The sequence below is a fragment of the Colwellia sp. genome (genome assembly GCF_013214175.1).
Classification (GTDB): Bacteria; Pseudomonadota; Gammaproteobacteria; order Enterobacterales; family Alteromonadaceae; genus Colwellia.
This window is the reverse complement of the sequence record NZ_JABSPA010000002.1, coordinates 682426-705867: the sequence shown is the minus strand read 5'-3', so window position 1 is coordinate 705867 and position 23442 is coordinate 682426. Positions and strand designations below refer to the sequence as shown.

General features: G+C 39.3%; 16 protein-coding genes and 1 riboswitch. Of the genes, 8 read left to right on the top strand and 8 right to left on the bottom strand.

The window, feature by feature from the left end; translation table 11 throughout:
- Window positions 1-145: 145 nt before the first annotated feature.
- Window positions 146-397: riboswitch (Lysine riboswitch) on the bottom strand.
- A gap of 167 nt (window positions 398-564) precedes the next feature.
- The 3 genes from HRT55_RS06070 to arcA all read left to right on the top strand — a co-directional run bounded on the left by HRT55_RS06070 (window position 565) and on the right by arcA (window position 4145).
- Window positions 565-1629: a methyltransferase gene (locus HRT55_RS06070; protein WP_291619685.1), complete on the top strand. Its 1065-nt coding sequence runs from the start codon at window positions 565-567 to the stop codon at window positions 1627-1629.
- 23 nt (window positions 1630-1652) lie between these two features.
- On the top strand, window positions 1653-3287 hold the full coding sequence (locus tag HRT55_RS06065; RefSeq protein WP_291619683.1) for a sensor histidine kinase: 1635 nt from the start codon (window positions 1653-1655) through the stop codon (window positions 3285-3287).
- A gap of 156 nt (window positions 3288-3443) precedes the next feature.
- Entirely contained in the window at window positions 3444-4145 is a 702-nt protein-coding gene (gene arcA / locus HRT55_RS06060) for a two-component system response regulator ArcA (RefSeq protein ID WP_291619681.1), read from the top strand.
- Between the two features lie 122 nt (window positions 4146-4267).
- Here the strand turns inward: arcA and HRT55_RS06055 are convergent, their stop codons facing one another.
- Window positions 4268-4624, bottom strand: a complete 357-nt coding sequence (locus HRT55_RS06055) for an Hpt domain-containing protein (protein WP_291619679.1) — start codon at window positions 4622-4624, stop codon at window positions 4268-4270.
- 249 nt (window positions 4625-4873) lie between these two features.
- On the opposite strand from HRT55_RS06055, the gene folE2 reads away from it, so the two are divergent.
- From folE2 to HRT55_RS06040, 3 genes are all read left to right on the top strand, one after another.
- The gene (gene folE2 / locus HRT55_RS06050) at window positions 4874-5800 is read left to right on the top strand and encodes a GTP cyclohydrolase FolE2 (RefSeq protein WP_291619677.1); all 927 of its coding nucleotides are present in this window, start codon (window positions 4874-4876) and stop codon (window positions 5798-5800) included.
- A 610-nt stretch (window positions 5801-6410) separates the two neighbouring features.
- Window positions 6411-10871, top strand: coding sequence for a glutamate synthase large subunit (gene gltB / locus HRT55_RS06045; protein WP_291619675.1), 4461 nt, complete (start codon window positions 6411-6413; stop codon window positions 10869-10871).
- Between the two features lie 9 nt (window positions 10872-10880).
- Complete coding sequence (locus HRT55_RS06040) at window positions 10881-12320, top strand: FAD-dependent oxidoreductase (RefSeq protein WP_291619673.1); 1440 nt, start codon at window positions 10881-10883, stop codon at window positions 12318-12320.
- Between the two features lie 144 nt (window positions 12321-12464).
- On the opposite strand, the gene folA is transcribed toward HRT55_RS06040, so the two are convergent.
- The 4 genes from folA to rplU all read right to left on the bottom strand — a co-directional run bounded on the left by folA (window position 12465) and on the right by rplU (window position 15073).
- The gene (folA, locus tag HRT55_RS06035) at window positions 12465-12992 is read right to left on the bottom strand and encodes a type 3 dihydrofolate reductase (protein WP_291619671.1); all 528 of its coding nucleotides are present in this window, start codon (window positions 12990-12992) and stop codon (window positions 12465-12467) included.
- A gap of 149 nt (window positions 12993-13141) precedes the next feature.
- A complete protein-coding gene (gene cgtA / locus HRT55_RS06030) occupies window positions 13142-14305 on the bottom strand; it encodes an Obg family GTPase CgtA (protein WP_291619669.1) in 1164 nt (387 codons plus the stop codon).
- Between the two features lie 182 nt (window positions 14306-14487).
- Window positions 14488-14745 carry a 50S ribosomal protein L27 gene (gene rpmA, locus HRT55_RS06025; RefSeq protein ID WP_011045240.1) on the bottom strand — a complete coding sequence of 86 codons (258 nt, stop codon included), beginning with the start codon at window positions 14743-14745 and terminating at the stop codon, window positions 14488-14490.
- A gap of 16 nt (window positions 14746-14761) precedes the next feature.
- The gene (rplU, locus tag HRT55_RS06020; RefSeq protein ID WP_291611503.1) at window positions 14762-15073 is read right to left on the bottom strand and encodes a 50S ribosomal protein L21; all 312 of its coding nucleotides are present in this window, start codon (window positions 15071-15073) and stop codon (window positions 14762-14764) included.
- 271 nt (window positions 15074-15344) lie between these two features.
- Here rplU and ispB point away from each other — a divergent pair, with 271 nt between their 5' ends.
- Entirely contained in the window at window positions 15345-16328 is a 984-nt protein-coding gene (gene ispB / locus HRT55_RS06015; protein WP_291619661.1) for an octaprenyl diphosphate synthase, read from the top strand.
- Window positions 16329-16593: 265 nt separating this feature from the next.
- Here the strand turns inward: ispB and mdh are convergent, their stop codons facing one another.
- Complete coding sequence (gene mdh / locus HRT55_RS06010; RefSeq protein ID WP_291619659.1) at window positions 16594-17529, bottom strand: malate dehydrogenase; 936 nt, start codon at window positions 17527-17529, stop codon at window positions 16594-16596.
- Between the two features lie 238 nt (window positions 17530-17767).
- On the opposite strand from mdh, the gene argR reads away from it, so the two are divergent.
- Window positions 17768-18241 (top strand): transcriptional regulator ArgR, encoded by a 474-nt coding sequence (gene argR / locus HRT55_RS06005; RefSeq protein ID WP_291611595.1) that lies wholly within the window; start codon window positions 17768-17770, stop codon window positions 18239-18241.
- A gap of 43 nt (window positions 18242-18284) precedes the next feature.
- Here argR and HRT55_RS06000 read toward each other — a convergent pair whose 3' ends face one another.
- Window positions 18285-21710 (bottom strand): ATP-binding protein, encoded by a 3426-nt coding sequence (locus HRT55_RS06000; protein WP_291619657.1) that lies wholly within the window; start codon window positions 21708-21710, stop codon window positions 18285-18287.
- Between the two features lie 246 nt (window positions 21711-21956).
- On the bottom strand, window positions 21957-23378 hold the full coding sequence (locus tag HRT55_RS05995; protein WP_291620429.1) for a PhoH family protein: 1422 nt from the start codon (window positions 23376-23378) through the stop codon (window positions 21957-21959).
- Window positions 23379-23442: the final 64 nt, after the last annotated feature.

The window sequence follows — 23442 nt, the reverse complement described above, 5'->3', positions numbered from 1 at the left end:
TCTATAGAAAGATATTGAGTATCAGCATTATCAAAACAGGCATAAAGATGCAGGGTTAATAAAACTAGATACAGAGTGCGGAGGACTGGGCGATTACAAAGAAGAGCATAACAACAGCGAGGCTGGCATTTTGGCTAATATGCAACAGGCCAGAAGCTCCCCACTTAAACAACCAATATGGCTATTATTCAAAGTGACAGTTGTTGGGATTCAGCCCACTACTCTATAAGGTATAAAGTAAACAACCGATAAACAGCCAATCAAATAGCCATCTATCTCGGCGTTAATCCCCCTCATTACCCTCTACAGAGTTTGATCTCTGTTTTTGACTGTATGAAAAAACACCATACAAACAAAACAACGGTAATTACCTGGTTAACGCTCCTCTTCTGGCCCTATTAATATTTAGCGGTTAGTTGATTAACCACTAAATAGGAATTAGGGACATTTGCTATTTAAGCATTTTTTTTACCTTGGTACAATTAACTTCCAGCAAATTTCCCTATTCCCTTATACTAATTTACCGTAGAATATAACCTTTATTCTTTCTCTGTTTATTGCCCTATGTCTTTGTCGAATCCTAGCCAAGTTTTATTACGTAATAGTGAATTACTTATTGCTAAAGCACCATTATTGATTAATTTACCTGAGGATGGCTTTATTGATGCGCTTATTGCACTAGATCAGCCAGAGAGTATTCATTGCTTTAATACTAATTTTATCGATTATCAGGCAATTACCAAAAAAAATGACGGAGCAAAGAGACAAGGTGTTCATGCTACGTTCGCTAGTACGTATCAAACAAAGACTTGTCATGACCTTGTTATAATAGCTTTCCCTAAAAGTAAGGCTGAATTAACTTTTACCCTAGCTATGATTGCTCATTGCATAAATGAAACCACAAAAATATTACTGGTTGGCGAGAAAAAAGGTGGCATTCAGTCCGCGCCTAAATTAACCAAAGACCTACTGAGTTGTTGTCAGAAAGTCGATGCTGCTCGCCACTGTCTGCTTTTTGCCGGCTTGTTTCAGCCAGAAAAATTATCTGTCGTCTTTAACTTACAAGATTGGTTTAAAAAATATCAGATCACTGTTGAAGGAGTTGAACTAACAATCGCCTCACTACCTGGCGTATTCAGCCAACAAAAACTTGATACCGGTACGGCTTTATTATTGAGTAATTTACCCGACAAAATGTCAGGGAAAGTTCTTGATTTTGGCTGTGGGGCGGGCGTTATTAGCTGCTTTATCGGTAAGAAACATATCGACACTAAATTGTATCTACTTGATGTCAGCGCCTTAGCGTTGACTTCAGCACAAGAGAGTTTAGCTTTAAACGGCTTATCGGGTAAGGTGTTCCCTTCCAATAGCTTATCTGATGTTAGCGAAAAGTATCAACACGTTGTTTCGAATCCTCCTTTTCATCAAGGTGTCAAAACGCACTATGAAGCCAGTGAAGACTTTTTAGCTGGAATAAACAAGCAACTTACCAAGCAAGGCAGCATAACCATAGTTGCCAATAGTTTTTTACGATATCAACCCATCATGCAAGCACATATAGGCAATACCCGTGTTATAGCAAAAGGCAAAGGGTTTACTATTTACCAAGCTCAGCTATCATCAAAGTAATAGAAGTTAATTAATTGGTTACCATGGCAAAAGCAACTCAAAAGATGTCACTGCATAGTCGCTTAGTACGAAGTATTATGGCGTTAAGTACCATTACTTTACTTATTGCTGCGATAAGCATAATTAATATGGTTGATAAAGAGGGTGATGAAACCATTGCCAGTGAAACACGTGCTTGGGCAAATATATTAGCTAAGAATAGTAGCCGATTTCTCGAAAGTGACAATGACGTTAGCCAAGTAAAACTAAAAGAAGAACTTAAAGAATTAATCACCACGCCAATTATTAACCATATTCATGTCTATCGATTAAATGAAGATGGCAGTGTTGAGTATTTCACTAGCTATAATAAAAACCATAGGTTTCCAGCAATTAGTAATAAAATCGACCAAATATCACAATTGAGTACCATTCAATACCAAAGTAATCATCTAGAGCTCATCGTTAAAATTAGCCAAGGGCAACAGACTTTAGGCTACTTATTTATCCAATCGAGCCTCCTTGAAAAACAGAGCTTTATTAGAAAATTAACTTATATGACTTTGGCCTTCTTAGTTTTAACCTTGATGCTTGCTTTTGCCATTTCCCAATGGATTTTTAGAACAACGACTCAACCCATGGTCAAGCTCATTGATGATATTAGTAAAATATCTCAAAGTAGAAATTATCAGACTCAATTAACGAGGCAGCCCTATAAGGAGCTTGATATTTTAACTAAAAGTATCAACGTATTATTATTGCGCACCGACAAACATGTGAGTAACTTTGTCGAAGAGCAAAAACATGTAGAGTCTAAAAATCAAGCGCTGGAAAACAGACTAAGTGCCAGAACAGACGCATTAAAAGAGTCAAATCAAGAGTTATTATCAACATTAGAGAAATTACACGAATTCCAAGATCAATTAGTTGAAACAGAAAAAATGGCTTCCCTTGGTGATATGGTTGCCGGTATTGCTCATGAAGTAAACACGCCAATAGGTTTAGGTGTTACTGCTTCGAGTTTATTGGCAGATAAACTAAGTGAAATAAAAATGGCCTTTGATAATCAAACTCTCAAATCTAGCCAACTAAAGAAATTCTTAATCGATAGTGATGAAAATGTTGCTATTATATTCCGAAATTTAGAGCGTGCCGCTAAGCTAATATCAAGCTTTAAAAAAGTTGCAGTAGATCAATCAAGTGCTGAGAGTAGAACATTTAATGTCAGTGGCCTAGTTGACGAAGTATTATTAACAATATCAGCAAAAATCGAATCAGCTAATGTTAATGTCAAAGTAAACTGCCCTGAAGAGTTATACATCACCAGTAAACCAGGTCCCATCAATCAAATATTAATAAACTTAATCCTTAATTCGATTTTTCATGCTTTTGATGGCCTTGATAATGGTACAATTACCATCAACATTATGAACTTAAGCGATCAATTACATATTAATTATCGTGACGATGGTAATGGTATTGATGAATCAATAAAAGCCAAAATTTTCGACCCCTTTACGACTACCAAGCGTGGTAGTGGTGGCAGTGGACTAGGTATGCATTTAGTATATAACCTAGTAACTCAGGCACTAGATGGTCATATTACTCTTGAAGAAGAAGAAGAGCGGGGCGTGAGTTTTGATATCACCTTTCCCGTGGAGTTAGCAGCAAGTGAATGAAATAAAAGCCTTTAAAAATTGTTTTTTCATTTTCACTTGACTAAAATAGTTAAATAAATGTAAATAGTTAAATATATGTAATCTGATTACACCAGTTCTACCCATTAAAAAAATAATAATCACAATAGCCATTTAAAATATTAGGTAAATTCCACTATGCAAACTTATCAAATCTTAGTTGTAGAAGATGAAGATGTCACCCGCTTTAACTTACGCAATTTATTTGAAGCTGAAGGTTATATTGTTTTCGAAGCTGTTGATGGCGATAGTATGGCTGAGCAGCTGAAACTAAATACCATCAACCTAGTCATTATGGATATTAATTTACCTGGAAAAAATGGCTTGTTATTAGCAAGAGAATTAACCGCCAATAAAGACTTAGGTTTGATTTTCCTAACGGGTCGAGATAGCGACATTGATAAAATACTTGGTTTAGAAATTGGTGCTGATGATTATTTAACTAAACCATTCAACCCTCGTGAATTGACTATCAGAGCACGAAATATTTTAAGTCGCATTGGTCAATCAAATACTGAAGTTGTACAAAGCGTGGTTAGTTTCAATCAGTGGACTTTGGATGGTAACTCCAGACAAATGACTAGCCCAGACGGTGAAGTTATTGCGATTCCTCGCGGTGAATACAGAGCATTAAGCTTACTTATAAAAAATTCCGGTAAAATTATTACTCGCCAACAACTGATTAAAGAAATGACAGGTAGAGATTTACGCTCCAATGACCGTACGGTTGATGTCACCATAAGACGCTTGCGTAAACACTTTGAAATGAATAAAAATACTCCTGAGCTTATTAACACCATTCATGGTGAAGGTTATCGTTTTGTCGGTACACTAGATTAAGAGCCGCTTAACTAACTAAATTAAGTTAAGTTAAGTTAAGTTAAGTTAAGTAAGCAGCCCATCATTTCAATAATTAAGAAAAGGGCTGCTGAATTACAACCCTCCCTGTAACTTATTTATAACTAACGACTTGCCAACCAATCTTTGAAAGCAAGCATTGCTTGTTCATTTGCCAACTTTAACTCGGTTAATAAAACAATTTTTTGTTGCTGTGACTCATCGGTGTGCTCTAATAATTTTAACTGGCCATGTAATTTGTACATACCAACACTGGCTGCTGCACCTTTCATTTTGTGACAATGCTCTTGCCAACCAACAAGTGAATTATGCACTTGCGCACTTTCAATATCATTAAGGTAAATCTCTACCTGCTGACAATATAAAGCAAACATCTGTTCAACAATAGGTTTACCCAAACTGTCTAAATAGCCTTGAAGTAACTCTATATCTAAGTAATGACTTGATTGCTCAGTTTCCACAGACACACCTTTTGCGGCAAATAATAACGAGTAGCCCTATATTAACGCAGTAATATAACTCAAACAAACTTATTGAAAAATAGAAGAAAAGGCTTCAATCCTGGCTGTTTTTTAGCTAGAGAGCAACAACAATAATGATTACCATTAAAAAATAAGCTAGAATATGCGCCCTTAGATCTACTCTTCGTATTTATTTCAAAAATACCCTCGGAGTTTAGTTAATAACTATCGTTTTAAAGTGGAGTCGAAATGACGACATCAATGCCAGATATCGCCAACCATACAACAGCTCAAACCGAAGGTACACTTGACTGGGTCGGCATGAGTAACATTGAAATGCCTATTATGGTCGCTTCAAAAGACCAAGGCGAGCGTATGGTCTCAGCTCATATAGATGCCTTCGTCAATTTAAAAGACGCACAAGCTAAAGGTATACATATGTCTCGCCTTTACTTACTTATCGATGAGTTATCTACAAGTAATGTGCTTAATTATCAAAGCTTAGTCAGCTTACTTGATGGCTTTATTAGTAGTCATCAAGAGTTAAGTGATCAAGCTAAAGTGCAATTTAACTTTGAATATCACTTACGCAGAAAGTCATTAATAAGTGGTAAAGAAGGCTGGAAAGCCTATCCAGTAACACTTACTGGTTACTTAAATAAAGGCAAACTCACAATAGAGTTAACCGTTGATGTCCCCTATTCATCAACTTGTCCTTGCTCTGCTGCCTTAGCTCGTCAATTAATACAAAAAGCCTTCCACGATAAGTTTGTCCAACAAAGTGAATTTGCCTTAACCGATGTTCATGATTGGCTTGGCAGCACTGACGGTATTGTCGCCACACCACATTCACAACGCTCAGTTGCGGAAGTAAAGGTGAAGCTTAATTCTAGTGTTAATGATTTCCCTATTACTGAGTTAGTTGACCTTATTGAAAACTCATTGAAAACACCAGTACAAGCCGCAGTTAAGCGCGAAGATGAACAAGAGTTTGCTCGTCTTAATGGCCAAAACCTAATGTTTTGTGAAGACGCAGCACGTCGCTTACAATACAGTATCAATCAAATAGCTACTTTCGATGACTTCTGGTTACGCATCAATCACCTAGAGTCACTGCATGCTCACGACGCTGTTAGTATCACTACCAAGGGCATCGAGGGCGGCTATCAGCCTTAGGCTATAACCAACCCCTTTCAACATGCTAAAAGCCAATAGTGATATCACTATTGGCTTTTTTGTTTTTATTGCTGCAATTTTTGCGTTATACCATTTTCATTGAGTTTGTGATCTTGTTGTGAGTAGGGAAAATAAATCATGGCAAGGCGCTTGATTGAGCAATAGCAGGCTATTGGGATTGAGAGTAACGCCGCCTTGGAGTATTTTAACCAGCACAAGTGGGCAATAATTTAATGAAATTGGTATTAGCAACAAAAACAAACCATAAACTGCATAAATACTGAATATAACCACGAACTATAAAGCCCACCATAATGTAATTTTATTTCATAAAATTTCACTATATGAAAGACTAAACACATCAACAAAACAACAAAGCCTTGACAAACAATGAGATACAAATAGTTAATTTCATTAGCCGATTACAAAACAGTAAAAAGATGTAAATTAATTACGAGCAAAAGCTCTATTTTAATTGACGTTTGCCCTATAACTGAGTAATGTTGAATGTCCACTTACTTAATAAGAGGAGTATTTATGCATTTTTTCCATGCCTTTATTCTTCTTTGTCTGTCCTGTGAGTAAGTTGGCTTATTATTAGGAGAAAAACATGCAGCTTTATGATCATAGCGTCCAAAAAGACAACTGTGGTTTTGGTTTAATTGCCCATCAACACGGTGAAACCAGTCACAAACTAATTAAGACCGCTATTTCCGCTTTAGATCGTATGCAACATCGTGGTGGTATCGCCAGTGATGGTAAAACAGGTGACGGCTGTGGTTTGTTATTACAAAAACCAGATAGCTTCTTTCGCGCCGTAGCCGCAGACAATAACTGGAAGCTAGGTAAAAAATATGCTGTCGGCATGATTTTCCTAAACACTGATCCGATTGAAGCTGCACTCTGTAAAAAAGTATTAGAAGAAGAGTTAGCCAATGAGAGTTTAACTTTAGTTGGCTGGCGTACAGTGCCTATTGATACCTCTGTACTTGGGGAAATAGCCCAAGGCAACTTACCCAATATTGAACAAGTATTTGTTGATGCGCCTCCAGGTTGGCGTAATCGCGACTTAGAACGTCGCTTATATATGGCACGTCGTCGTGCTGAAAAACGTATTACCGACGAAAAGTTTTATGTGGCGAGTTTGTCTTGCTTGGTCACTATTTATAAAGGTCTAATGATGCCAAAAGATTTGGCAAATTTTTATTTAGATCTAGCTGATATTCGCATGCAAAGCGCTATCTGTGTTTTCCATCAGCGCTTTTCTACCAATACTTCGCCAGAATGGCATTTAGCACAACCTTTCCGCTATCTGGCACATAATGGTGAGATTAATACCATCAATGGTAATCGCCAATGGGCACGTGCGCGTACCTATCGCTTTAAATCTCCGTTATTACCTGATTTACAAGATGCAGCACCTTTTGTCGGCCAAACCGGCTCAGACTCATCGTCATTAGATAATATGCTTGAGCTATTTTTAGCCGGTGGTATGGATTTATACCGTGCTATGCGTTTATTAATGCCACCTGCATGGCAAAATAGCCCGTTAATGGACGATGACTTACGTGCTTTTTATGAATTTAACTCTATGCACATGGAACCATGGGATGGCCCTGCAGGCGTAGTAATGACCAATGGTCGTCATGTTGCATGTAACCTAGATAGAAACGGTTTACGCCCGGCCCGTTACGTTATTACTCGTAATGGTTTTATTACCCTTGCCTCAGAAGTCGGTATTTGGGATTACAGCGAAGATGAAGTGGTAGAAAAAGGTCGTGTCGGCCCCGGTGAAATGCTCGCCATTGATACCTATACCGGTAAAATTTTTCATTCAGCCGATATTGATAATGACTTAAAAGAGCGTCATCCATATCGTGAGTGGTTAGATAAAAACATCCGTCACTTAGTACCGTTTGATGAACTGGAAGCAAATTTAATTGGTACCCGCGCATTTACTGATAAAGAAATGGCTCAGTATCACAAAATGTTTAATTACAGTTATGAAGAAATTCAGCAAGTGATCAGAACATTAGCGGAAAATGGTCAAGAAGCTACCGGCTCAATGGGTGACGATACCCCGATGGCGGTACTATCAAGTAAAAGCCGCACCTTATATGACTATTTTCGTCAGCAGTTTGCCCAAGTAACTAACCCGCCAATTGATCCTTTGCGTGAGCGTTATGTTATGTCACTCGGCACCTGTATTGGTCGTGAGCATAATGTTTTTAACGAAACCTCAGGCCATGCCGATCGGATTCTATTTTCTACTCCGGTACTAATGTATACCGGGTTAAAACAGCTACGTGAATTAGATCCAGAACATTATCGCTCTGATACTTTATCATTGCATTATGACCGTACAGAAGGTTTAGAAGCAGCAATTATTCGTCTTTGTGATCATGCAGTCGATTTGGTACGTAATAAAAATACCGTTATTTTAGTGTTCTCAGATAGAAATATTGAGCCTGATTTATTAGTGATCCCCGCCGCTATGATTGTTGGCGCTGTGCAAAAACGTTTAGTGGATGAACAATTACGTTGTGACTCCAACATTATTGTTGAGACGGGTTCAGTACGAGACTCTCATCAATATGCAGTATTATTAGGTTTAGGTGCAACGGCAATTTATCCGTATTTAGCTTTTGAAACCATTGAGCAGTTAGTCACACAAGGGCAAATAGAAATGACTGCCCGTGACGCTATTGTTAGCTACCGAGAAGGTATTAACAAAGGCCTATTGAAAATACTCTCTAAAATGGGTATTTCCACTATTGCCAGTTATCGCTGTGCCGGTTTATTCGAAATTATCGGCCTTAACGATAACATTATGCAGTTGTGTTTTAGCGACTTACCTAGCCGTATTAAAGGCGCTGACTTTAGCGATATCGAGCAAGACGGTATTAATTTAGCGCGTAACGCATTTTTAGCTCATAAAAAAATGTCTCATGGTGGTTTATTAAAATATGTGCACGATGGTGAGTATCATTCATACAATCCCGACGTCGTTAACCATTTACAACGCGCAGTAAATACCGGTAATTATAGCGATTACCGAAAATTTGCTGATGAAGTAGATCAACGCCCTATTGCTACGCTTCGTGATTTACTGAAACTCAAAGATGATTGTACGCCAATAGCCCTTGATAAAGTCGAACCAGAAAGTGAAATGTTTAAACGCTTCGATAGCGCGGCTATGTCAATTGGTGCATTAAGCCCTGAAGCACATGAAGCGCTAGCCATAGCGATGAATCGTTTAGGCGGCAGCTCAAATTCTGGCGAAGGTGGTGAAGATGAACGCCGCTTTGGTACCGTTAAAAATTCACGTATCAAACAAATTGCTTCCGGTCGTTTTGGTGTTACGCCACATTACTTAGTGAATGCTGACGTATTGCAAATTAAAGTAGCGCAAGGAGCAAAACCCGGTGAAGGTGGCCAATTGCCGGGTGATAAAGTATCACCTTTAATTGCTAAATTACGTTACTCAGTGCCAGGGGTGACCTTAATTTCACCACCACCACATCATGACATTTATTCTATTGAAGATTTAGCCCAGCTAATTTTTGATTTAAAACAAGTAAATCCAAAAGCGGTTATTTCAGTTAAATTAGTCTCAGGCCCAGGCGTTGGTACTATTGCTGCCGGTGTTGCTAAAGCTTACGCTGACTTTATTACCATATCGGGTTATGACGGCGGCACCGCTGCTAGTCCATTAACCTCGGTTAAATATGCCGGTTGTCCATGGGAGCTAGGTCTAGCTGAAGCGCAACAAGCCTTAGTGACCAATGGTTTACGTCATAAAGTACGTTTACAGGTTGATGGTGGTTTAAAAACAGGTACCGACATTGTTAAAGCCGCTATTTTAGGCGCTGAAAGCTTTGGTTTTGGTACCGCACCTATGGTGGCTTTAGGGTGTAAATTCTTGCGAATTTGTCACTTAAATAACTGTGCTACCGGTGTTGCCACGCAAGATCAAGTACTGCGAGACGAATTCTTTAAAGGTATGCCTGAGCAAGTAATGAATTATTTTAAATTTATTGCTCGTGATGTCCGTGAAATATTAGCTCGTTTAGGCGTTGAAAGCTTAACGGCGTTGATTGGTCGTGTTGATTTATTATCACAAATTGAAGGCGTTAGTGCTAAGCAACAAAAGCTTGATTTATCACCTATTATCGCGCCAGTTATTGCGGGTGACAACACTGCATTATATAAAACTGAAGAAAACACCGCTTTTGATCAGGGTGAATTGAATAAGAAGATCTTGAGTACTGCAAGTGATGCTGTTGCTCACAGTAAAGGTGGCGAATATAGATTTAACATTCAAAATACCGATCGTTCTGTCGGTGCAATGCTTTCCGGCGAAATTGCTCGCCAACATGGCGATCAAGGCATGGCACCTGCGCCTATCACCTTACATTTATCTGGCACTGCTGGACAAAGTTTTGGTGTTTGGAATGCTGGTGGATTAAACATGATCTTAACTGGTGATGCCAACGATTATGTAGGTAAAGGCATGGCTGGTGGTCAATTAACTATCAAAGCACCTGTCGGTGTTGATTATTTAAGCCATCAAACTCCTATTATGGGTAATACTTGTTTATACGGAGCAACGGGCGGAAAGTTATACGCTGCAGGACGTGCAGGAGAACGTTTTGCCGTGCGTAACTCAGGTTGTCTTGCCGTTATTGAAGGCACCGGTGATCACGCATGTGAATACATGACTGGCGGTATAGTAACCGTTATTGGCGATGTTGGTGTTAACTTTGGCGCAGGCATGACCGGTGGCTTTGCTTATGTCTTAGATGAAACTGGTGATTTAGATATTCGTTTGAATAAAGAATCCATTGAAATGTTAGAGATGGGCGACTTAGCCATTCATCAAGAACATTTACGTGGCATTATCGATAAACATTTTAACGAAACTGGCAGCTTACGTGCGCAAGAAATTTTGCAAAACTTTGATAAATTCTCGCCATTATTTAAATTAATCAAACCCAGTGCTACCGATGTTAAAACCCTCTTAGGTCATCGTAGTCGTTCAACAGCCGAACTTCGTGTTCTGATAAATTAGGAAGTAGTTATGAGTAAGAATGTTTATCAATTTATGGACGTTGAACGTATTGACCCACCTAAAATGGCAATCGCAAAACGCAAAATAGATTTTGTCGAAATATATCAGCCTCTTGGGCAAGATCAAAGTGCTGGCCAAGCAGATCGTTGTCTTGATTGTGGTAACCCGTATTGTGAATGGAAGTGCCCCGTGCATAACTATATTCCACAATGGTTGGAATTAGTCACCGAAGGGCGTATTTTTGAAGCTGCGGATTTATGTCATGAAACCAACAGCTTACCGGAGATGTGTGGTCGTGTTTGTCCACAAGACAAATTATGTGAAGGCTCATGTACCTTGGATGCTGATTTTGGCGCAGTAACCATAGGTAATATTGAAAAATTCATCACCGATACCGCATTTGCCCAAGGTTGGAAACCCGATTTATCTGGGGTAACTAAAATAGGTAAACGCGTTGCTATTATCGGTGCTGGCCCAGCAGGCTTGTCCTGTGCCGATGTATTAACTCGTAACGGTATTGATGCAGTGGTATTCGACCGTAACTCTCAAATCGGTGGTTTATTAACCTTTGGCATTCCGTCATTTAAATTAGAAAAAGAGGTGATTCAGACTCGCCGAGAAATCTTTGAAGGCATGGGCATCGAATTTCGCTTGAATGTCGAAATAGGTGTTGATATTAGCTTTGAAGAATTAAGCAATGAATATGATGCTGTTTTCTTAGGTTTAGGTACTTATACCGATATGACCGGTGGTTTTGCCAACGAAAAGGCCCCTGGTGTCTACAACGCTTTAGATTTCCTTATTGGCAATACTCAAAAGATAATGGGCATTACTGATTCAGCTAATGCTGATGATAAGAAAAACCTTAAACCTTATGTCAGCTTTACTAAGCAGAAAGTGATTGTTTTAGGCGGTGGTGATACGGCAATGGATTGCGTACGTACTTCTATTCGACAAGGCGCAACCCAAGTCACTTGTGCTTATCGCCGTGACGAAACTAACATGCCTGGCTCACCACGCGAAGTGAAAAATGCTAAAGAAGAAGGTGTGATCTTTGAGTTTAACATTCAGCCACTTGATATTGCTGTTGATGAGCAAGGCAAGACTATCGGCGTTAAGTTTGTTAAAACACAATTAGGTGCGCCTGATGAAAACGGTAGACGTAACCCTGAGCCTATTGGCGGCAGTGAGTTTGTCATGGAAGCCGATGCAGTAGTTATCGCCTTTGGTTTCTTACCAAGCCCGCCTAAATGGATGGTGGATGCTGGTGTAGAATTAGATTCACGTGGCCGTGTTATTGCCGTTGCTAGCTCTGACTTTGCCTTACAAACCACTAAACAAAACGTCTTTGCTGGTGGTGATATGGTATTAGGATCTGACTTAGTGGTTACTGCGGTAGATCAAGGCCGTAAAGCTGCCATGGGTATTCTAGATTATGTCACTCAATAGCTATAATTAGGTGAGTTACCTTAGCTAAATAGGTAATTTCCTTAATTAAGCACTTAATAAACAAAAAGCTGCACGCTAATAACGTGCAGCTTTTTATTATCTCTATGCCTTGTCAAAGGATACTAACAAGCAGGTTAAGTTTAATTACTTAGCGGTACGCTCATAGACACAAAAATCTAATTGATGGATATTCTTCTCATCACTGTCGCGTATTTCACTGCTGACCTTTTTCCAGCTAGCATCATCATAATTGGGAAACTGGGTGTCACCAGCAATATCCGCTTTAATATGAGTGACATATAATCGATCCGCTTTAGGTAAACAATGCGCATAAATTGCACCGCCGCCAATAACCATAATCTCGTCAACCGCGTCACTACCATCAGAGCCATCGACCAAGGCAAGTGCTTGCTCAACTGAAGTGACAGTATCGACACTATCAGCACCTTTGCCTTGTGGTTTGTAGTTTTCATCACGAGAGATAATAATATTACGTCGTCCTGGTAAAGCCCTACCAATGGACTCAAAGGTTTTACGCCCCATAATAATAGGCTTACCCAAGGTCACTTTTTTGAAGTAGGCTAAATCGGCTGGCAAGTGCCATGGCATAGTATTATCTTTGCCAATGATATTGTTATTAGCAGTGGCAACTATCATAGATAAAATGGTCATTTGAAACTCTCAAAATTATTTTTTGGTATTATCGTTAGTAAAAGGCGGAATAAAAAACTAAGTTAAAAAACACTGAATTATACGCATAAAAAAACACTGCTTTAAGTAAATAAACCAGTGCTTATAATATCAATTATTGTGATAAAAACTTATTGGCGATATTCTACTTCAACATCGTAGTCATCTTCATTCCAGTCTTCATCATCTAAGTCGTCATCTGATTCATGAGCAGCTATCGTATCTTCATGATAGGTGTCCCATTTAAATTCAACAGTTTTACCGTCAATCACTTCTTCCTCTTCAGGAGGTAATTCTTCGATAAAGGTCATCACCTTTTGTGATAACTCTTTTGTTCCAGTGCGATTAAATGCTGAGATGCTATGCACCTGACCTTTCCAGTCAAGACCAGCTAAAATTGCATCAGTAATTTCTTTAGCTTCTTCTTCAAGCACTAAATCAAGCTTGTTAAAGACAACCCAACGCGGCTTGCCTGCTAATTTTGCATTATGCTGTTCTAGTTCACTGATAATGACTTTAGCGTTCTCTAATGGGTCTGTGCCATCAATAGGCAGAATATCAATAACGTGTAGTAATATACGACAACGCTCAAGATGTTTTAGAAACTGCGTACCTAAACCAGCACCCTCAGCAGCACCTTCAATAATGCCAGGTATATCGGCAATAACAAAACTACGCTGGGTATCTAAACGTACTACACCTAAATTAGGCACTAAGGTAGTAAATGGATAGTCAGCCACTTTCGGTGTTGCTGCTGAAACGCTGCGAATTAGGGTAGATTTACCGGCATTAGGTAAACCAAGTAGGCCAACATCGGCAAGCAATAGTAACTCTAATTTTAAGTTACGGATTTCACCCGGTGTGCCATCTGATTTTTGACGAGGCGCTCGGTTAGTACTGCTTTTAAAACGAGTATTACCTAAACCATGCCAACCACCTTTAGCAACTAGAAGTTTTTGCCCTTTATGGGTCAAATCACCAATTTGCTCACCGGTATCTTGATCGACTACACGAGTACCAACCGGTACTTTTAGCACTAAGTCGTCAGAGCCTTTGCCAGTACAATCACGACTTTGACCATTTTGCCCACGTTTAGCACGATGGAAACGCTCAAAGCGGTAATCAATTAGGGTATTGAGACTTTCGCTCGCCTCTAAAAATACGTCACCGCCATCACCACCATCACCGCCATCAGGACCGCCAAATTCAATGTATTTTTCTTTACGGAAACTGCTACAGCCGTTGCCGCCATCACCCGCTTCAACTCTGATCTCAACTTCATCTACAAATTTCATGGTATCTCAATAACCCTAATGTGGTAATGCTTGTGCTTAAGAGCAATCGGACTAATCCGTTTGCTATATCTACCGCTAGTATAAACTATTTTTGACCGACTAAAAATCATTCTTAGTAGGTCAAAAAAAAACTAAAAAAAAACCTCGCTGTGAAGCGAGGTTTTTATAAATCTAAGTTCTTATTAGTCAGCGATAATGCTAACGAACTTACGACTCTTTGGACCTTTAACTTCAAATTGTACTTTACCGTCAGATAAAGCAAATAAAGTATGATCTTTACCGATACCCATGTTGCTACCAGCGTGGAAACGAGTACCACGTTGACGAACAATAATGTTACCAGCTAAAACAGATTCACCACCAAAGCGTTTAACACCTAGGCGTTTTGCTTCTGAATCGCGACCATTTCGTGTACTACCTGCAGCTTTCTTATGTGCCATGTCAAAATGCTCCTAATTAGCCGTTAATACCAGTAATCTTCACTTCAGTGAACCATTGACGATGGCCCGCTTGCTTGCGTGAATGCTTACGACGTTTAAATTTAACAATGGTAACTTTAGCAGCACGAGCTTGAGTAACAACCTCAGCTATAACTTTACCACCAGCAACGTAAGGCGCGCCTACATTGATGTTATCGCCATCTGCGATCATTAAAACGTTATCAAATTCTACTGTTGCGCCTACTTCAAGCTCAAGCTTTTCTAGACGAACTGTTTGTCCTTCGGTTACACGATGCTGTTTACCACCGCTTTGGAATACCGCGTACATAGCTACTCCGTACTGCGCCATCAAATATGTGACGCTAATTTTAAAAATATAGGGCGCAAATTCTACGCGAAGAATATAATTAGGGCAAGTATAAATATGATCATTTATTAACTTTATTGACCTTTTATGCTTTTATTTTGCTTTTGGCCTAAGAATTAACACAAAGCCACTAGAAAACTACTTTTGCCTAAAATTTAGTGTAAACTTTGCCATCTTCACCAATTGAATATTTTTGATTGATATCTAGTCAAAACAGCTAAAGAAAAGCAGCATGGGCAATAAAGTAAATATTAAAGCAATACAGGCATTAGCGCAAAGCGACATGACAGCAGTCAATGATCTTATCTATGATCAATTACAATCTGATGTCGCATTAATTAATCAACTCGGTATTTATATTGTTAACGGCGGCGGTAAACGTATGCGCCCTATGTTAACAGTGCTTGCTGCTAGAGCTTTGTCGTACCAGGGCGAACAGCACTTGGATATTGCCGCCATTATCGAATTTATTCATACAGCAACGTTATTACACGATGATGTTGTTGATGAGTCTAATATGCGCCGCGGCAGAGAAACGGCCAATGCTTTATTTGGTAACAGCGCCAGCGTACTCGTTGGTGACTTTCTTTATACTCGCTCTTTCCAAATGATGACCAAATTAGGTGATATGCGCATTATGGATATTTTATCTGAAGCCACTAATATAGTTGCCGAAGGTGAAGTATTGCAGTTGATGAACTGCAATGATGCGAGCACCACAGAAGAAAGTTATATGCAGGTCATTTATTGTAAAACGGCTAAATTGTTTGAAGCGGCAACCCGTCTTGCTGCAGTAATAGCACAAAAAGATGAAAAAGTTGAACAAGCCATGGCTGATTATGGAACATTTCTTGGGACTGCGTTTCAGTTAGTAGATGACATTATGGATTACACTGCTGATGCCAAAGAAATGGGCAAAAATGTCGGTGACGACCTTGCTGAAGGCAAACCTACCCTACCACTGATTTATGCCATGAAACATGGTAATAACGCTCAACAAGCACTGATCAAAGAAGCGATTGAACTTGGTAATGGCATGGATAACCTTGATTTAATACTCGAAGCTATGGAAGAAACTGGCTCTTTACGTTATACCCAGCAACAGGCTGAAATTGAAGCGGACAAAGCCATTAAGGCACTAGACATTATTGCTGACAGTGAACACAAGCAAGCATTAATTGCCTTAGCGCATATCGCCGCCAATAGAAGTCATTAATTCCCCCCTTTAATCCCATAAATATATCACAGTAGTTATTTGCTGTGATTCTCTATCATGAGCACCTTTCATCAGCGTCTTTCATGGTTACCTCTTGCGACTACCTATCGGAATTAACACCTGAAAACCAGGCATAAAAAAACACTATTACCAATAAGTAAAAACCAATCGATAACAGCGTTTTTTTATAAGGTATATGCCCAAACCACTTGAAGGCGCGTTTTTCAAGACGCTTTAGCGGTTTAGGTATAAGTTTTATGGCAGCTTAGCTAGCCATAAAATCAACACCTTCTTTGATGTCTTTCTTTAATGTCGCTAGCATATCTTCTTTTGCTTTTTGCTCAAAAGCACTTAGCTCGCCGTAAGATAAAATTTCACTAACACCATTTACGCCAAGACGTACTTGTTGTGCGAAAAACAATGCATCTTCGCCTTTGCCTTCAACATAAGCGTAATCAACAACATCTTCGCCTTGTAAACCTTTAACCAAAGACATACAAAAACGAGCAGCAGCTGCACCCATTGAAAGTGTTGCAGAACCGCCACCCGCTTTTGCTTCAACAACTTCAGTTCCAGCATTTTGGATGCGAGGAGTAAGCGTAGCAACTTCTTCTTCAGAGAAAGTAGTACCTTCAACTTGAGAAAGTAATGGTAAAATAGTTGTACCTGAGTGGCCGCCAATTACTGGAACCTTAACAGTCGCAACATCAAGGCCTTTAAGCTCAGCAACAAAAGCTTCTGAACGGATAACATCTAATGTAGTTATACCGAAAAGACGAGCAGCATCATAAGTGCCCGCTTTTTTGAATACTTCTGCAACAATTGGCACAGTACCGTTAACTGGGTTAGTAATTACACCAACTAATGCTTTTGGACAGTTTGCCGCAATGCCTTCAGCCAATACTTTAATAATGCCAGCATTTACGTTGAATAAATCAGCACGATCCATACCCGGCTTACGTGGCATACCTGCTGGAATCAAAACAATATCAGCACCTGTTAACGCACCGTTAAGGTCGTCACGACCAAAACCAGCAACTTTAACGTCAGTTGGGATGTGTGATAAATCTACAGCAACACCAGGAACTACAGGGGCAACATCATATAAAGATAACTCAGAACCTGCTGGAAGTTGAGTTTTTAATAATAAAGATAATGCTTGACCAATACCGCCTGCGGCGCCTAAAACAGCTACTTTCATGTGATTTCTCCGAAATTAAGTGGGGTTTATTTGTTATACAATGAATTATTAAAATATTATTCGAGTAAATACGTTAATTTTTGCAGAGCAAAAGATATAGTATAAGCAGGTAAAAAACAATTGTTATAACCTTATACCGGATATTAACTTCCAGTATGATGACACGATAACGTATACTAGCGTTTATCACACTGATTACAAACGCCACTTTAGTCTATTACAGGGTTAATTACGCATGATGAGCGCTTTACAAAAACAAGAAGCACTAGTACAAGCATTTAAAGGTTTATTAAAACAAGAACAGTTTGGCTCTCAAGGTGAAATTGTTGAGGCATTAAAAGCCAATGGTTTTGAAAATATCAGCCAATCAAAAATATCTCGCATGCTCAGTAAATATGGTGCTGTACGAACCCGTAATGCTCGCCAAGAAATGGTTTATTGTTTGCCTGCAGAGTTAGGTGTACCAACAGCACAAAGCCCACTCAAGCAATTAGTGTTAGAAATAGAGCACAACGAAGTAATGATTATTGTGCAAACAAGCCCAGGCGCAGCGCAGTTAATAGCTCGACTACTTGATAGTTTAAGTAAAAGTGATGGTGTACTTGGTACTATTGCCGGTGATGATACTATTTTTATTGCTCCTACCGATGTTAGCAAAATCAGTGATACCATCAAAAAATTAGAGCAACTCTTCTCTAAAAACTTAAGCTAAAAATTTAAGCTAACTATCGAACCTGAAAACTTAGGCTAATAGCTTAAGTTTCTACCTCACTAAGAACTTGTTTTATGCAAGTAAGCAAAGCTTGCCCGGTAACGGGTTTAGGCATATGCAAGTTCATGCCTGCGGCTAAACTTTGTTGTTTATCTTCGTCTCTAGCATGAGCGGTCATGGCCACAATAGGTAAATGTTGATATTTACTTTGCGCTCTAATAAGTTTAGCGGCGGTAAGGCCATCCATAATTGGCATTTGAATATCCATCAATACCACATCAAAATGATACTCTGCTAGGGTATCTATAGCCCGTTGACCGTTATCAGCAATAGTGACCTTAGCGTGCATATTCAGCAGTAGCTCTTTAGCAACGAGCTGGTTAACTAAGTTATCTTCCACTAATAAAACTGAAACACCTTGTAAGCTCTGTTCGTCTTTTATCATTAATGGCTTTTGTGTATTGCCCCTTGCTGTTTGATTGCTTGAGCTTGGTCGATAAGCTTGGCTATGTCCTCTTTTCATGACAGTACTATTCACGCCAGCACTTTTATATTGTTCGGTGGCAGAGCCGGATTTAGCAAGTAAAGCCTGTGATATTTGATCAAGGGAATAACGAAATAACGGCATATCAACCAGTAAATAGGGAGCAGATAGCTTATCGAGGTAATCACAGGTTTCATTACTCAATTGCGTTAATGCCGGCTGACACAGACAAAGTAATCTAAACGCTGTTAAGGGCATAATAGTGTCTTGTCGGCTTTGCTCGGCAACAAAGGCTGCTTCATCAATAAATAAGACACTGTTTTCGACAATCTCTAATTGATACAAATCGTCAACACTGTGCACCTCATGCAATAACCAATTCATCTGAGTAATACTTTCGACAAAGCTCGCCGATAACTTTTGATTTATCGCATAAATTGTAATACCTGTGATTAGCGGCTGAGTTAATTCTGCTGGTAGCTTTGATATTCCTTCGGTCGAATGATGGTTTGACTGAAGAAATAACGTATCAGCAATTACTTTATTGCTGCATTCAAACTGAGCACGCTGCAGGGGTATAACAAAGCTCAGTTCACTGCCTTGCCCTAATTCACTGGTAAGACTGATCTCGCCACCGAGCAACTTAATAATTTGCTGACAAATGGATAAACCTAAGCCTGAGCCACCATATTTTCGCGTCATTGACTCATCAGCTTGACTAAAGGCGTTAAATAAATGACTTTGATTGTCACTGGCAATGCCGATACCCGTATCGATTACCCGAAAGCGTACTTGAACCTCACTATCATTAGTCGACAGTGCATCAACAATTAACTTAATTTCGCCTTGCTCGGTAAATTTGATGGCATTATTAAATAAGTTAGCCAGCACTTGCACTAAGCGCATTTCATCACTGATGACATTGCTGGGCACCTCTACCGCCATATCAACGGTCACTTCGACCCGTTTATGATCAACATTACTTAAGTTTAACTTTAACGCCTTATCAATTATGGTCGGCAGATTGACCACATCTTGACTGACGATCATTTTACCCGCCTCAATCTTAGATAAATCCAATAATTCATCAACAAGGTGTAGCAAGGTTGAGGAAGCACCCTGCGCGTTGACTAAATAATGTTGTTGGCGATTATCTAAAGAGGTATGTGCCAATAAGTCCATCATGCCTTGCATAGCATTTATTGGCGTTCTGACCTCGTGACTCATATTGGCAAGAAACTGTATTTTTACTTTATTCGCGTATTCCGCTTGGTCTTTTGCTTTTTCCAACGCTGACTGTGTTTCTTGCTGTAAAGTCACATCATGAAAAATACTGATAGAGCCAAGAATATTACCTTGCTCATCGGTGAATTGATTACAAAAGCCTTGGTAAATATAATCCCCTGCCCTTATGAGTGCTTGTTGAGGGTAAATATCATTACATGTGGCGTTTAAACGATTCACTTCTTGCGCTAATGCAGTAGGCATAAAACTCACTGATTTAAATCCTAACATTTGCTCAACTGATTGATTAGCCAATCGTTCAAAAGCTTTATTACAGCCCATTAACAAGCCGTTTGGGTCATTAAAGACAATCAATTCGGGAATGGCATTCATCACCGAGCGTAATAGCGCATAATCACGTTGATGTTTTGCACTCGTTTCTTGTAACGCTTTGGTTTTTTCTATAACACGACTATCGAGCACATCATTTTGTTCAGTCAGTTGTAAAAGTAGGCTTCGATTCTGCACAAAGATATCTTCAACCACTTGAAACCAATGTAACCAATCAGCTGCGGGGGTAATTTTACCTGGGTCACCTTCGGCACAATATTGTATATGGCTAATAAATTCTGTGGTTGGCTTAATAAAAGTACGCTTTGTCATGGTATTAACTAACATAAGAAAAGCTAACAAACCAATAAACAGCGTGGCAAAGACGAAAACAAAATCACTGTACTGAGGCGCAGAAAAACTCTCATAACTTTGATATTTAAGTAACGTCCAGCCGTTAACTGCAAGCACTTGCTTTTCTATAAACCAATCACCAAATCGCTCCGAATCACCTACTTTAGTTAACTTTTCGGCGCTCAAACTCTGTAATGATTTCGGCAGTAAATCTTGCCAAGAAGCACGATAACTTAACGACTCTTTTCCCAGGCGCTTAGCCAATAAAATATCATTATTTTGATTGTATAAAATAAGCCCTTGATCACTTGATTCTAGCTCGGTCAAACTAGCATGTAAACGCGATAAATTGACATCAATAACGACTGCGCCTAACAGCTTGTCACGATGAAAAACACCTGTACCCACTGAAGCATTCATGCCTCCACCGGCCGCATCAAGATAAGGAGGGGACCAGAGCACACGATTATTACTTGACGTAAGTGTACGCACTTCTTGGTTATATGGACTCATTAAGGTTTTATGACTAAACTGCCAAACTTCTCGGTCAACCCAAGGGTAGATATTGACAAAGTCACTGAAGGAAACATAATAAAACCAAGTCGCTTCTTCTATGATATTTTGTGCAGCAATAAATGCCGGTGTTAGTGCATTAGCCATAGCGATTTCTTGTTTTTTAGCCTCGCTAAACTGACTCACTTGCCCTATACCAGTAATATTACTGCTTAAACGCTTACCTTGTTTAATGACATCATGCAGGGGCTTGTTTAAATAAAACATCTCTCCTTGCTGTGATAAGGAAGGCATAGGGATATTGATTTCATTAGGGTGTTTCAGAACATATTCGGCAAATTCTTCTATACCCACCACAGCTTGAGCGCTTTGCTCTAGCATATTATTTAGCTGTTGAGCTTCTTGACTAAGCTCAGCCAAACTTTGCTGTTTATGTTTGGAAATCTGATTAAAATAACGAAAAGAAGCAGCCGAAAAGGCTACGAGAATAATAACAATAAAGGCAACCACAACTGTGGTGTTATAACGCCTAAAAACTGTATTTATGCCCGCTTGGTAATACACTAAATCGCCTTAATTTTTTTATATAGCCAGTTAACTAGATAAGTTAAAGCAGTCACCCCATTTAAACAAGAGTTAAACAAGGAAAAGCACCGCTGAAATTAACTTTTAGCAGTGCTTTATTGTTTTCTATGCATTTTCTAAACCTTAATGGAAAAGGCTTAATAAAATAGATCGAAAAAATAGAAGCTCATTCAGTAAGGTTTAATCACCTTACTTAGAAGTCGTTGCTACTTTCTCTATGAAAAGTTACAAATTCTCTTCGGCAAAAGAAGCCAGTCGGCTTCGCACCACGCCATTTAAATTAACCGTAGCAGAACCAGGAAAGTCCTTAAAACGCTCAACAATATAAGTTAACCCTGAAGTAACTGCGGTTAAATAGTTACTATCAATTTGTGCCAAATTTCCTGAACACACTATTTTAGTGCCTTCGCCACAGCGGGTGATAATAGTTTTTAGCTGAGCCGCGGTTAAGTTTTGACATTCATCAAGAAGTACTAGCGCATTTTGAATACTGCGGCCACGCATAAAGTTTACCGACTTAAATTGAATATTGGCTTTTTCTATAATGTAATTCAAACTGCCATGCATACTTTCATCTTGTTTATGCAATACCTCAAGTGAATCGGTTATTGCGGCCAACCAAGGCGCCATCTTTTCTTCTTCAGTACCAGGTAAAAAACCGATGGACTCGGCAATTTCCGGCGTACTTCGCGTGACAATAATTTTGTCATATAAACCACGTTCTATCACTTGCTCTAAAGCAGTTGCCAAGGCAAGTAGGGTTTTACCACAGCCTGCCGGTCCGGTAAGAATGACCAAATCAATATTAGGGTCAAGTAAAGCGTCCATCGCCATGCCTTGATAAACATTTTTAGGATGAATACCCCAGGCATTTTTGGCTAACAAGCGCTCTCGACCAAGATCTAATATGGAAATACGATCATCATCCCAGCCTGTAACTTTACCAGCAAAACTATCGCCATCATCAAGCAAATATTCATTGATATAAGCTAAAGGCACTGCATCGCGAGCAACATAATGAGTGGTATTTCGTCCTTCTGTCTCAGTATCTACGGACTGAATTTGTTGCCAAAAATCCCCTTCAAATCGATGATAACCTTTAGTGAGAAATTGGATATCATCAATCAGTTGATCTGTTCTATAATCTTCAACATGCGCCAGCCCTGCTCCCTTAGCTTTCAAACGCATATTAATATCTTTAGTCACTAAAACAATTTTCTTGTGTGGGGTTTTCTTTTGAATATGTAAGGCGGCGTTAATGATACGGTTATCATTTTCATTAAAAGATAACGTATGCGCTGTTTGTTTTAAGGCATAATCATTAATAATAGCGAGACAACCACTGGGATGCTGTTCATCATTTTGTGGCAGTTTAACGCCAGCAAGCACCTCCTCTGGACTGGCATCTCTTAGCGTGTCTTCCAATGCTCGAATTGCAACTCTAGCATCACGACTAACATCTTTACGTCTATCTTTAATTGAATCGAGTTCTTCTAGCACTGTCATAGGCACAACTACATCGTGCTCTTTAAACGATAAAAAAGCGAAAGGTTCGTGCAAAAGGATATTGGTATCTAAAATATAGACAATTTGTTGGTCGGCGGTCTCTTCGGCTGAAGATGGATGGGCTAATTTATCACTTAACATATTCTCATTATTCATATTCTCTTTAGTCATGGGCTATCTCCGTGAGTCACTGACAAAACAAATA